General features: G+C 69.9%; 14 protein-coding genes. 5 read left to right on the forward strand and 9 right to left on the reverse strand.

The window, feature by feature from the left end:
- The 4 genes from VD972_RS16290 to VD972_RS16305 form a co-directional block, all read right to left on the reverse strand.
- Nucleotides 1-598 (reverse strand): sigma-54-dependent transcriptional regulator (locus VD972_RS16290; RefSeq protein ID WP_324987947.1); only part of this gene is annotated, 598 nt, incomplete at its 3' end.
- A gap of 13 nt (nucleotides 599-611) precedes the next feature.
- On the reverse strand, nucleotides 612-2,360 hold the full coding sequence (locus VD972_RS16295) for a response regulator (RefSeq protein WP_324987949.1): 1,749 nt from the start codon (nucleotides 2,358-2,360) through the stop codon (nucleotides 612-614).
- 74 nt (nucleotides 2,361-2,434) lie between these two features.
- On the reverse strand, nucleotides 2,435-4,606 hold the full coding sequence (locus VD972_RS16300; protein ID WP_324987952.1) for an ATP-binding protein: 2,172 nt from the start codon (nucleotides 4,604-4,606) through the stop codon (nucleotides 2,435-2,437).
- A gap of 8 nt (nucleotides 4,607-4,614) precedes the next feature.
- Nucleotides 4,615-5,823 (reverse strand): ABC transporter substrate-binding protein, encoded by a 1,209-nt coding sequence (locus VD972_RS16305; protein WP_324987955.1) that lies wholly within the window; start codon nucleotides 5,821-5,823, stop codon nucleotides 4,615-4,617.
- Nucleotides 5,824-6,004: 181 nt separating this feature from the next.
- On the opposite strand from VD972_RS16305, the gene nudC reads away from it, so the two are divergent.
- Together nudC and VD972_RS16315 are read left to right on the forward strand one after the other, a co-directional pair.
- Nucleotides 6,005-6,844: an NAD(+) diphosphatase gene (nudC, locus tag VD972_RS16310; protein WP_324987959.1), complete on the forward strand. Its 840-nt coding sequence runs from the start codon at nucleotides 6,005-6,007 to the stop codon at nucleotides 6,842-6,844.
- A gap of 97 nt (nucleotides 6,845-6,941) precedes the next feature.
- A complete protein-coding gene (locus VD972_RS16315; protein WP_324987962.1) occupies nucleotides 6,942-7,634 on the forward strand; it encodes a radical SAM protein in 693 nt (230 codons plus the stop codon).
- A 14-nt stretch (nucleotides 7,635-7,648) separates the two neighbouring features.
- Here VD972_RS16315 and VD972_RS16320 read toward each other — a convergent pair whose 3' ends face one another.
- Both VD972_RS16320 and VD972_RS16325 read right to left on the reverse strand, forming a co-directional pair.
- Nucleotides 7,649-8,035, reverse strand: a complete 387-nt coding sequence (locus tag VD972_RS16320; RefSeq protein WP_324987965.1) for a hypothetical protein — start codon at nucleotides 8,033-8,035, stop codon at nucleotides 7,649-7,651.
- Nucleotides 8,036-8,127: 92 nt separating this feature from the next.
- The gene (locus VD972_RS16325) at nucleotides 8,128-8,406 is read right to left on the reverse strand and encodes a hypothetical protein (RefSeq protein ID WP_324987968.1); all 279 of its coding nucleotides are present in this window, start codon (nucleotides 8,404-8,406) and stop codon (nucleotides 8,128-8,130) included.
- A gap of 92 nt (nucleotides 8,407-8,498) precedes the next feature.
- Between VD972_RS16325 and VD972_RS16330 the strand changes: the two genes are divergently transcribed.
- Nucleotides 8,499-8,822 (forward strand): hypothetical protein, encoded by a 324-nt coding sequence (locus VD972_RS16330; RefSeq protein ID WP_324987971.1) that lies wholly within the window; start codon nucleotides 8,499-8,501, stop codon nucleotides 8,820-8,822.
- Nucleotides 8,823-8,842: 20 nt separating this feature from the next.
- Here the strand turns inward: VD972_RS16330 and VD972_RS16335 are convergent, their stop codons facing one another.
- The 3 genes from VD972_RS16335 to VD972_RS16345 form a co-directional block, all read right to left on the reverse strand.
- Nucleotides 8,843-9,223 (reverse strand): hypothetical protein, encoded by a 381-nt coding sequence (locus VD972_RS16335; protein WP_324987975.1) that lies wholly within the window; start codon nucleotides 9,221-9,223, stop codon nucleotides 8,843-8,845.
- 124 nt (nucleotides 9,224-9,347) lie between these two features.
- Nucleotides 9,348-9,605 carry a GIY-YIG nuclease family protein gene (locus VD972_RS16340; RefSeq protein WP_324987985.1) on the reverse strand — a complete coding sequence of 86 codons (258 nt, stop codon included), beginning with the start codon at nucleotides 9,603-9,605 and terminating at the stop codon, nucleotides 9,348-9,350.
- Between the two features lie 63 nt (nucleotides 9,606-9,668).
- On the reverse strand, nucleotides 9,669-9,986 hold the full coding sequence (locus VD972_RS16345; protein ID WP_324987978.1) for a CBS domain-containing protein: 318 nt from the start codon (nucleotides 9,984-9,986) through the stop codon (nucleotides 9,669-9,671).
- 145 nt (nucleotides 9,987-10,131) lie between these two features.
- Between VD972_RS16345 and VD972_RS16350 the strand changes: the two genes are divergently transcribed.
- Nucleotides 10,132-11,151 carry an alpha/beta fold hydrolase gene (locus VD972_RS16350; protein WP_324987988.1) on the forward strand — a complete coding sequence of 340 codons (1,020 nt, stop codon included), beginning with the start codon at nucleotides 10,132-10,134 and terminating at the stop codon, nucleotides 11,149-11,151.
- Nucleotides 11,152-11,210: 59 nt separating this feature from the next.
- The coding region (locus VD972_RS16355; protein ID WP_324987981.1) for a peptidyl-prolyl cis-trans isomerase at nucleotides 11,211-11,914 on the forward strand (704 nt) is incomplete at its 3' end.

Consider the following 11,914-nt stretch of genomic DNA (forward strand, 5'->3'; position numbering starts at 1 on the left):
TGCGCACCATCCGCTCGCCGATCGCCAGGCTGAGCGCGCTCTCCTGCTCGCCCGCCAGCCCGAGGGCGTGCGCCACCTGGAGCCTGCCATCCGTGTCCGGCAGCGCCAGCAGCACTGCGTCCGCGGACATGAACGAGCGGACGCTCTCCACGATGGCGCGCGGCAGCTGCTCGATGGCGTTCTGCTCGAAGAGGGCCTGGCTCAGCCGGACCAGCTCCGTGGAGACATTGAAGCGGCGCTTCTCCAGCGCGCGGGAGACGCAGGTGAACAGCTCCTGGAGGTTGAACGGCTTGCGCAGCAGATCGAACGCGCCCGCCCGCATGCACTCGATGGCCGTGTCCAGCTCGGCGTAGGCGGTGGCGACGATGACCTCGGTGGAGGGCGACACCTCCCGCACGCGGCGCAGCAGCTCCATGCCGCTCAGGCTCGGCATCCGCACGTCTGTCACGACCAGGTCGAACGAGGCGTCGCGCAGCTTGGCCAGGGCGTCGGCGCCGTTGACTGCCTCGGTCACCTCGTGCCCCTCGAGCGACAACATCTCCCGGAGGAGCTGGCGGATGTCCCGCTCGTCATCCACGATGAGGATCTGTCCAGGCATGGCGCGTGGGCCCCTACTCGGCCGCCGGGAGCACCAGCCGGAAGATACTGCCTCCCGAGGTGTCCGGTGAGACAGTGAGATCGGCGCCCATGCGGCGCAGCAGCCTCCAGGCCAGCGCGAGCCCGAAGTTGAGGCGCATCGTGTGCCCGCTCTGGGAGTCGACCTGGATGCGCGGATCGAAGATCTCCGCGTGTCGCGCCTCGGACAGCTGGAGCTGGGGATCCTCCAGCTGGATGACGGGAAGGCCTCCCTCGTAGACGGCGCGGAGCCTCACCGGAACGGGCGGCTGGCCCTCCGGCGTCGACGTGGCCTCGCACACGAAGGTGAAGATGCGCTTCAGGCTGGACTCGAGATCCTCGAGCCCCACCCGGGTGAAGACGGGCTCGGGCGCCTCCAGCAGGAGAGGCCGGCACAGGCCCCTCCCACGCGCATACGTGCCCAGCAGCTCCACCAGGTCCACCCGCTCGGCCGGCGAGACAGGGCTGCCGCCGGACAGGGCGCGCAGCTCCTCGAGCAGCCACTCCACACGGCGGATGCCGTCCATGGCATCCAGCGCCGAGTCCTCCACGTCCTGGATGGACGCCTCCGTCTCGTGGCCGGCGGCGGTGAGCAGCCTCTGAGCCAGCTCCGCCAGGTGAGGCTCGCCCCGCTGAGTGAGCTCCCCGGCCACCTCGCGGGCCGTCCTCCACAGGGACTTCACGTCCCGCGAGTAGGAGGACAGCGCCTGGAGTCCCGCCTTGGTGAAGGCCAGGGGGTTGCTCAGCTCGTGGGTGATGCCGGCGGCCAGCTTGCCCACGGTGGCCAGCTTCTCGGCCTTCACCAGCTCCTCGCGCGTGGCCTCCAGATCCTTCACCTGCCCCTCGAGCTCCCCATTGAGGCGCGCCGTCTCCAGCGCCAGCGCGAGCTGCGCGGCGAAGAGGCTGCCCCGCTGCAGCTCCGAGACCGAGAACCCGGGCTGGCCCACCCCTCGCAACAGGATGAGGCAGCCGGCGGGTGCGTCGCCCACTTGCAGCGAGTAGGCCAGCGCCGAGCCCAGCCGATCCACCGGCGAGAAGGGCCAGTCCCGGGCCGTGCGCACCACGCTCACGGGCCCCTGGCTCTGGAGGGTCCGCTTCGCCAGCTCCCTCAGCGCGCTCTCCGGCACCTCCAGCCCATCCGTGGACGCGCAGAGATCCAGCTCGCTCTGGCCCCGCACCGGCAGCAGCAGCCGGAAGGCCTGGTGCGGCACCAGATCCAGCGTCAGCTCGCCCAGGTGCGAGAGCACCTCGGCCCGGGTCCGCAGCGAGAGCAGGGCGCAGCTCACCTCATACAGCGGCACGAGCGAGCGCAGGCGCCGCTTCTCCACCGCGCGCAGGATGAGGTGCCGCAGCTCGGCGATGTCGTACGGCTTGCGGATGTAGTCGTAGGCCCCCTGCTTCATGCAGGCCAGCGCCGTCTCCAGGCTCGCGTAGCCGGTGGCGACGATGATCTCCATGTCCGGGTCCAGCTCCCGCAGCGCCGCTACGGTCTCCACGCCATTCATGCCGGGCATCTTCAGATCCGTGATGGCCACGTCGAAGCGGCGCGTGCCCAGCAACGTCACCGCCGCCCGGCCCCCGTCCGCCGTCACCACCTCGAACTCGTTGGCAGGCAGTGAGAAGACCAGCATCTCCCGCATGTCCGGCTCGTCGTCGATGACCAGCACGGAGATGCCGCCCCCGGGGGTCAGCTCCTGCACGCTGCGCTTGGGCAGGGACGAGGGCGAGCCGCGGGAGGTAGGCACTCCTCCCGCGGAGCTCTCCTCCCTGGAGGCGAGCAGACCCGTCCCAGGAGCCTCCGGCGGATGGCCTCTTGGATTCACTTCCATGCGGTCGCCTCCATCCGGTGCGCCTGGGGCGGCGCGCCTGCCACCGGGAGCCACAGCCGGACCGTGGTTCCTATTCCCGGGGCCGTCTTCACGTCGATGGCGCCTCCGTGCGCCTCGACGATGTTCCTTGTAATGGACAACCCGAGCCCTGTCCCCTGTCCGACAGGTTTCGTGGTGAAGAAAGGATCGAAGGCCCGCTGCAGCACCTCCTCGGGCATGCCGCTGCCGGTGTCCGCCACGACCAGCTCCACGCCGTTGCCTTGGGCCGCCGGCTGGGCGCTCACCGTGACGGCGCCGCCGCCCGGCGTGGCATCCAGCGCGTTGGTGATGAGGTTGAGCAGCGCGGACTCGATCTCCTGCACGCTGACCTCCAGCTCGGGCAGCTCCGCGGAGGGGGAGAGGACCTCGAAGGAGATGTCCGCGCGCTGGGCCTGGCCTCCGACCAGCGCCCCCACCCGCTCGAAGAGGGTGGACACGGCGACGCGCTCGCGCAGGGGGATCTTCTTGCGCGAGAAGTCCAGCAGGGCCCGGACGAGCTGGGCGCAGCGCTGAGCCTGCCGCTCGATGGAGGCCAGCGCCCCGCGCGTGCTCTCGTCCAGTGTGCCCCGCCGCTCCAGCCCCTGCGCAAAGCCGATGATGATGCCCAGCGGGTTGTTGAGCTCGTGCGAGAGCCCTGCGACGAGCGTGCCCATGGCCGCCATCTTCTCAGATTGCACGAGAGACTCGCGCAGGCGCTTCACCTCGCGCTGATCGCGCATGATGAAGACATGCCCCAGGGGCTGACCCACTGCGTCAGCGATGCGCGTCACCTGGAGCTGCACGAGGACAGGCCCCGTCTCCCGGCTCATCAGGCTGACCTCGGTCTCCGCGGACCCTCCCCCACCGGCACGGGTGAGGAGCGCGGAGACGGTCTCCTGGGCCGCCGCGGGCACCACCTTCGCCAGGAAGGGGCGCTCGGAGATCTGCTCCAGGCTCCACCCGAAGAGGCTCTCGGCGGCCTGGTTCCAGACGCGCACCTGCCCCTGCAGATCGAGCATGGCAATGGCGCTCGGGGAGGCGGAGGTGATGTGTGCCAGCAGGGAGGCCTTGTCTCGCGAGCGCTCCAGCTCCAAGGTGCGGTGCTCCAGCCGCTCGAGCATCTGATCGAAGGTGCGGGCGATGGAGCCCAGCTCGTCCCGGGACTGGAGCCGGATGCGCTGGCCCAGGTCTCCTCCGTCGACGATGCCCCGCATGGTGCCCTCGATGCGCTCGAGCGGGCGCAGCAGGCTGCCGGTGCCCCAGACGACCAGCACCGCGAACACGACTGCCATGAAGGCGCCCGTGCCGAGCATGCGCTGGCGCAGCTCCCGCAGCGGGAGGAAGAGCTTCTCGGCAGGCTCGGAGAGCACCAGGGACCAGCCCAGCCCGTGCTCGCGAGAGAAGCCCCCCAGCGGCTGGACCCAATAGAAGGTGTCCCCCAGCAGGAAGGTGGGGTGCTGTCCGGGCGCGGGGTTCAGCTGCCGGACCTGACTCAGCGCGTCCACGGAGAGGAACCCGAAGAGCGGCCCCTGGGCAGACAGCAGGGTCATCCCGAGGCCGCCCTCTGCCTCAGCTCCCCGCAGAAGGGCGACGTCGAACTCGGCCACCACCGCGCCCTCAATGTGCTGGTGGTAGAAGACGGGAAAGGCGAGCAGCAGGTGGGAGTGCCCGCCCCGCTGAGTGACCATGACGGAGGGCTTGCCCTCCCGGACCTTGGACCACCAGCTCTCCTGCGCGAAGTGGCTCTCGTGCTCGGCGTGCGTGGGGTGCAGCCCATTCCGAGTGATGACGCGCCCCGCGAAGTCCAGCAGCCACAGATCCGCCTTCTCCCCGCCCAGGCCCGGCAGCTGCAGCTTCTGCATGAAGGGCTCGAGGTACTCGCCGCGTCCCTGCGGGTCGATGACGCTGTTGACCAGGAACGTGTTGGAGGCAAGCGACTGCATGAAGGACCACTTGAAGGCCAGCTCCCGCTCGATGTCGTTCGAGGCCTCGCTGGCCTTGAGCTGGAGCAGCTGCTCGATCTTCTGCTCCAGCGCCTCTCTGGCGTTGCCGGACACGGTGGCGACGAGGGCGCCCACGGTGGCCACATCGATGAGGAAGAAGAAGAGGAGGATCTTGCCCTGAAGGCTTCGGAAGAAGCGCACGAACCACCCTATGGCTGCGAAGGCACCAGGACCCCCTCGGGGGTGAAGGTGGCCAGCTTGTAGTCGGAGAGATCCAGCGCCTCGTGACGGGAGGCCGTGAAGGCCGGGCGGTAGGTGCGCAGCAGCCCCCGGTGCGGGCCGAGCTGCTCCAGCGCGTCACGGACCTTCGGGCGATCCGTCGTCTGGGCCTTCTCGATGGCGAGCGCCAGCAGCCACACGGCGTCATAGGCCTGCGTCGTGCCCGTGGGGGCGGAGATGTCCTCGGCCCGCTTCGTGCCGAACGTCTCGTGGTAGCGCGCAATGAAGGCCTGGGCGCGCGCGTCGCGCGTCCCGACGAAGAAGAAGGTCTGCAGGACGTGCAGCTCCACCTGGGCAAGGCTCGGGCCTGCCAGCTGGGGGAGGTTTCCCGCGGTGATGCCCGAGTGCGAGTAGATCGGGAGCCGCTTGTCCGGGGGCCGCCGCGCCATGGCCTTGACGATGAGGGCTCCCTCCGGAGCGTTGGCCGCGATGAGGACGGCCTGGGCGCCCGCACTCTCCAGCGCGGCGAGCTGGGGCTCCATGTCCTCCTCGGCCCAGTTGAACCACTCCACGGCCACCGCCGCCTGCTGGTGGCTGGCCAGCGCCTCGCGGAGGGCCTTCTCCGTGCTGCGGCCCCACGCCGTCTTCTCGAGCAGCAAGCCCAGCTTCTTGTGGCCTCGCTCGAAGGCCTTCTGGACCAGGAACCGGCCCACGGCCTCATCCCGCGCGGACACGCGGAAGACGTAGTTGGGCTTCAGCCCGTTGTCGATCAACTCCGTGGAGGCTGCCCACGGGCTCATGATGATGAGCTGGTGCCCAAGGATGAAGCCGAAGTTCTGGATGAAAGGCGCGCTGTGGTTGCCCGTGAGGACGGCCACCAGGTTGGGGGTGCTCGCCAGCTCCTGGAGCTGATCCGTGGCCCGGGCTGGCACGCCGTGGTGGTCTCTCACCACGAGCTGCAGCTTGCGTCCTCCCAGCAGGCCGCCCTGGGCGTTGAGCTCCGAGAGCGCGAGCAGCGCGCCCCGGCGGATGGCCTCTCCCGACATGGCCGAGCCGGAACTCATGTCCGCGTGGAGCCCCAGGACAATGGGAGGCAGGGTGGGAGGTTTGGGGGGAGGCGTGGAGGAAGGCTTGGACTGCGCGCTCGCTGCTCCGCTCAACAGCAGGACCACGCACAGCATCCACCCCAGTCGTTGCATGTGTGCCCCCCCGAGTCGCCCGCCTCAGGCTCGACCCACCCCCGGTGGTAACGGTGATAACGCGCCCGACTGCGACGCGCAGCCCCGTCCCCGCGTGGGCGAATCTGCCCGCTCATCAACAATCTATCAGGTCCGAAGCCAGGGCCTGCAAACCGCCAGGGTCCTCGGTATGGTGGGTACTGTGAGCACCTCCCGCTTCATCCCTGGCCATGAGCCCCCTGACCGCGGCCGCGAGGACGCCCTCCTCTTTGCCACGCACGGACTGGAGCTTCTCATCGAGGAGCGCGACGGCGCCGTCTCCATCCCCAAGGGAGCCGCCTTGCCAGGGCTCGCCGCGGAGGGGCACTTCATCGGTGCCCTGGATGGGGTGGACTGCTACGCTGTCGCCTGGCCAAAGGAGCAGGAGCCGCCCGCGGGCTTGAAGCTGGTGGGCGGACGCAACCTGTTCCGGCAGGTGGACGAGGTGCTGCTGGGGGTGGCAGGCCGGGCGCTGGCCATCTCCGAGTGGGACATCACCCACCGCTTCTGCGGCCGCTGTGGCACGCCCACGGACCTGGTCTCCGGTGAGCGCGCGCGCCGCTGCCCCTCGTGCCGCACGCCCTTCTATCCGCGCATCGCCCCGGCCGTCATCGTCCTCGTCACCCGGGGTGACAGCATGCTGCTGGCGCGCTCCTCCAACTTCCCGGAGGCCTTCTTCAGCACGCTCGCCGGCTTCGTGGAGCCGGGCGAGTCCCTGGAGGAGACGGTGCACCGCGAGGTGAAGGAGGAGGTGGGCGTAGAGCTGAAGAACCTGCGCTACTTCGGCAGCCAGCCGTGGCCCTTCGGGCGCTCGCTCATGGTGGGCTTCACCGCGGAGTACGCGGGCGGTGAGCTGCGCGTGGATGACAAGGAGATCGCCGAGGCCGGCTGGTTCACCGCTGACACCCTCCCTCGCATTCCCCCGCGCCTGAGCATCGCGCGCCACCTCATCGACTCGTTTCTAGAGAGGGTGAAGGGGAGCGCGGGTCCTTCGGGGCCCTAGAGGGGGAGCGCCCGCCCGGCGCGCAGGCGGAACGTCCCGGTGCAGGGACCCGTTGGAGGGAGGCGGATGCTGTGATTAAAGCGGCCCCGCCCCTCCCATGCTCGCCGCGCGTCCTCACCTCCAGCCCCGCCGCACCCCCACCGCTGACTCGGTGGTGGTGAAGGAGATCTACCTCTCCGTACAGGGCGAGTCCTCGCACGCCGGCCTGCTGTGCTCCTTCGTGCGCCTCACCGGCTGCCACCTGCGCTGCACCTACTGCGACAGCGAGTTCGCCTTCCGGGGCGGCCGCCGCATGAAGAACGCAGAGGTGGTGGCCCAGGTGAAGGCCCTGCGGGCCCCGCTCGTGGAGGTGACGGGCGGCGAGCCGCTGCTCCAGCCCGGCGTGTACCCGCTCATGGAGGCCTTGCTCGCCGAGGGCCTCACCGTGCTGCTGGAGACGAGCGGCGCCATCGACGTGCGGCTCGTGCCCCCCGCCGTCCACAAGATCGTCGACATGAAGACGCCCTCCTCGGGCGAGAGCGATCGCAATGACTTGGGCAACTTCACCTCGATGAACGCCCGTGACGAGCTGAAGTTCGTCATCGGCGACAGGGCCGACTACGACTGGGCCCGGGCGCTCATCACCGAGCACCGCTTGCTGCAGAAGCCCTTCGGGCTGCTGTTCTCCACCGTGTTCGGCAAGCTCCACCCGCGAGAGCTGTCCGAGTGGATCATCGAGGATCGGCTGCCCGTGCGCTTCCAGCTCCAGCTCCACAAGTACGTGTGGGACCCGAACGCGCGCGGCGTGTGAGGGCGCTCACCCCGCTACCCTCTGCGCCCCACCCAGACGTAGACGATGATCGCCACCCACAGCAGCACCAGGCCCAGGTTCAACCCGGCCAGCACCCGGGCCACCTTCGCCTGCAGCGCGCCGCGCAGGGGCCCTTCCCCTCGCTGGATGCGGCGCAGCTCGCGCGTCGACAGCCACAGGCCCGGTACAGCCACGAGGAGGTTGAGCACCGGCGCCAGCAGGCCGCACAGCAGCGTGCCGAGGATCCCGACGATGCCCACCGCGATGAGGCCTTGCACCGCCCGGGAGGGAGGGCCGTTCTTGTGCAGCCAGGCGAGGCAATCCTCGCAGTAAGCCGCCTCCCCCACCACCTCCGTGCAGGCGCCACACAGGAAGGTGCCGCAGCGGACGCAGGGCGCCACCGCGGCGGCCTCCGGGTGCTTCGCGCAGCGCGCGCCAGCGAGCTCAGGCGCGAGAATTCACCACCTCCAGGCCAAGAGCGGAGGCAGCCAGCTCAGTACTCCGGCGGCAGGCCCACCATCAGCCGGGACAGGCCGTGGGCGCCCAGTCCCAGGAACACGGCCGCCAGCACCGAGCAGCCGAAGAAGCCCGCGAGGATGAGGTTCTTGCGCGGGTGCTCGAACTGACTGAACGCGTAGACGAGGATGTAGAAGGGGATGAGCAGCACCATCATCCCGGTACCCACGCTGCGGCGGAACGCGTGGAGGAACAGGAAGACGGCGCAGACGAGCGTGACGAGCCCGAAGAGGGCGGCGAGCGGCAGGAGCGGCACGATGGGCCACAGATAACACGGTCCAGGCTTTGCGGCGGCCCCAAGCGCATATAAATGATGCTCACCCGCCACCCCTCCGAGGTACCCCTGCCATGGCCAAGCTCAAGACGGTGCTCACCTTCATGCTCGCGGGCGCCTTCCTCGGCAACCTGGTGGCCACCTTCACGGCCCCCCGCTTCATGGAGTGGTACAACTCCACCCCGCTGGCCTCGCAGACGATGTGCAACCTGCCGCAGGTGGTGCACGACGTCACCACGCAGCTCATCCGAGCCCAGTTCATCGGCTCGGGCATCGGCGTGGTGCTCTTCCTCGTGCTGGGCACCGTGTACGTCCAGGCGCGCGCCAAGAAGCAGTCCGCTCCGCCGCCTCCCGCTTCCACCCCGCCACCCCCCGCTCCTACCCCCGCGGAGGGATGACGCCGCTCTGGCTCGAGCGACTACCGCGGGTGGACCTGGATCGACGTCCAGCTCACCAGGGAGCTGCCCTCCCCATCCCGGATGTTCACCTGGAGCAGGAAGCTCTTGGCCTCCGTCACCTCGGGCGCAATCCAGCTCGGCTCCTTGACGGAGGTGTCGCTGTACGTCCCCGCGGGCTCCGGCGGCGACTGGACCCACTTGTAGATCAGCGGGTCCCCATCCTCGTCCGTCACCACCAGGTGCATCTGCACCTCGGTGCCAGAGGCCACGTTCTTCAGCGACACCTCGGGGCCTTCGGTGACCACCGGTGAGTTGTTGGGCCCCCCCAGCCCGCAACCCACCCCCAGCGCTCCTACGAGCAGCAGCGACGCGACACCCCAGCGTGAGCAAGACACAGACATGGACCGGCCCTCCACGGCTCTTGGATGGGGCTCCACCTTAGTCGCTGGCTCCCACACCGGCACCTGCCCCCAAGCAGGGGTGTCAGGCGAGCAGCAACTGGGGGAGGCCCTGGCCGCAGCGTCCTCAGGCGAGCGGAGTGGGGCGGCGGCGGCGTCTCGAGGGTGCGATCAGGCGGAGCTTCTCTCCCCGAGAGAGGCGCTTGAGGGCAGCCTCCCGGCGCAGGGCGGCGCTCCGGTCCTCGGCGGGCTCGCTCCACACCAGCGTCACCGGCAGGCGGGCCCGGGTGTACGCGGCGCCCTTGCCCCGCCCGTGCGTGGCCAGCCGACGCTCCAGGTCATTGGTGGCGCCGGTGTACAGCGTCCCATCCCGGCAACGCAGCATGTAGACGGTCCAACCGCGCAAGGCGTCCGACACGCGCGCGACTGTACCGCAAGAGCGCGCCGCTCAACTGCCGTAGGCCTGCTCACCCCAGCCCGGCCCGGCCGCCTGGCACCACCCCAGCGCCTCCTCCGCTTCCTCTCCTCCAGGCTGGCCACACTCGGCCATCACCTCGGAGACGAGCCGCAGCGGATCCTCCCCCCAGGCCTCGAGGATGTGGGTCTCGCTGATCAGCCCCAGGAGCGCCCCCGTCTCCTCCACGACAGGGAGCAGGCGAAGCTGGTGCCGCTCCATCACCCTCAGGGCACACAGGAGGGTATCTGTGGGTAAAACGGTGACAGTGACCGGTGCTGCCGTTTCCTCATTCGTGCCGCACTGCTGCATCTCAGGCCTCCCAATCCTCTTCTGCGGAGGAGTACTGCAACCGGCCTGCCGTCCAACATGGTTGCTCACTTTTCAACAGAACCCGACGTGCCAGGGCGGTAGGATCGGCGGTGTGAGGCAAACCCAGACGCCGAGGCTGGTCCGCATGGCGGATCTCTTCTCCCGGGCGGTGAGTCGCGGCGGCGAAGGACTGCTGACGCTGCCGTTCAAGCCGGACGAGCTGTACCGGGTCCCCACGGATGACGGGGCGCGCATCGCGCTGGGGCGCTACCACGCCCGAGGGGAGCGCCGGTACGCCGAGCCCGTCATCCTCTGCCACGGGCTGGGTGCCAACCGCTTCCACATGGACTTTGACGAGCGCTACAGCCTGGCCCGGTACCTGGCGCGCGCGGGCTTCGAGGCGTGGGTGCTGGAGCTGCGCGGGCGGGGGTTGGCGGGGCAGGCCGCGGAGTACACCTTCGATGATCAGGCGGAGCACGACGTGCGCGCCGCCATCCGCGCCGTGGTGTCCACCGGGGCGAAGCAAGTGCTCTGGGTAGGCCACTCCAAGGGTGGGCTCGCCCTCTACGCCCACCTGGCACGCAACCCGCAAGCGCCCGTGCGCGCGGCGGCGACCCTGGGCGCGCCCTTCACCTTCGCGGTGCAGCCGGGCCTGGGCATCTTCATGCGCCGCATCGAGCCGCTGCTTCGGCTGAAGAGCATTCCGACCCGGCGCATCACCGGCATCGCCGTCTTCGGCGCGCCGCCGGGGCCGATGACGCGATACATGATGCTGGCCGACAACATGGATCCGGAGGTGGTGCGCAAGGCCCTGGCCAACGTTCCGGCGGACCTCTCCGGGGGCGTGGTGCGGCAGTTCGCCCGGTGGATCACCACCCACGCGTTCACCTCGTATGACGGGAGCTTCGACTACCAGGTGCCGCTGTCCGAGGTGCGCATGCCCTTCCTGCTGCTGGCGGGCAGCCGGGATCTGCTGGCCCCTCCGCTGGCGGTGGCGCGGGCGAAGGAGCACCTCGGGGGGCCGGTGAAGCTCGTCGTCGCGGGCCGGGCCCACGGCTTCTCCGAGGACTACGGCCATGCGGATCTGGTGCTCGGCCGCCGTGCGCCGGACGAAATCTTCCCGCTGGTGGAGACGTTCCTCTCCGCGCAAGCGACCCGCGCCTGAAGCCGGCTGGCTCCGGTTGTCCAGGCCCGCTCGCCGTGCTAGCCCGAGCGCCCGCCTCCATGCCTTCTGTCCTCCGTTCTCTGCTTCTGCTCTCGCTGACGCTCGTGGCGTGCGAGCGCCCTCCGGTCCCGGGGCGCGCTGTGGTGGACGCGCGCCACACCCGGCAGGAGGGCGGCACCCCGGTGGCGCGCTGGCAGGGGGACATGCTCACCGCCGAGGCCCTGGAGCAGCGCTTCCTGGAGATGAGCCCCGCCTTGCGCGAGCGCTACCAGACGCCGGAGGCCCGGCGCGAGTACGTGGAGAGCGTGGTGCGCTTCGAGCTCTTGGCACGCGAGGCCCTCGCCCGGGGGCTGCAGGATGATCCGGAGGTGCTGGCCAGCTTCAAGCGGGCGTTGGTGAACCGGCTCACGCGTCAGCAGCTGGAGCAGACGCCCCTCACCGTCACCGAGGCCGAGGTGACGGAGGCCTATAAGAAGGAGCGGGAGAGCTTCTCGCGGCCGGCCCAGGTGCGCCTCTCGCACCTCTTCCTGGCCGCGCCCCGGGGGGACGCCTCCCAGGTCGCCGCTGTCCGCGCGCGGGCGGAGGCGCTGATGAAGCAGGTCCACGCGCTGCCGCCCGGTGACTTCGGCGCCTTCGGGAAGCTGGCGCGCGAGCAGAGCGAGGAGCCTCGTACCCAGCCCTTGGATGGGGACATGCGCTTCCTCTCCGACGAGGCGCTCGCTCGTGCGTACGGCCCCGAGGTGCTCGAGGCGGCGCGCGGACT

This window comes from Hyalangium sp., from assembly GCF_035629615.1.
Classification (GTDB): domain Bacteria; phylum Myxococcota; class Myxococcia; order Myxococcales; family Myxococcaceae; genus Hyalangium.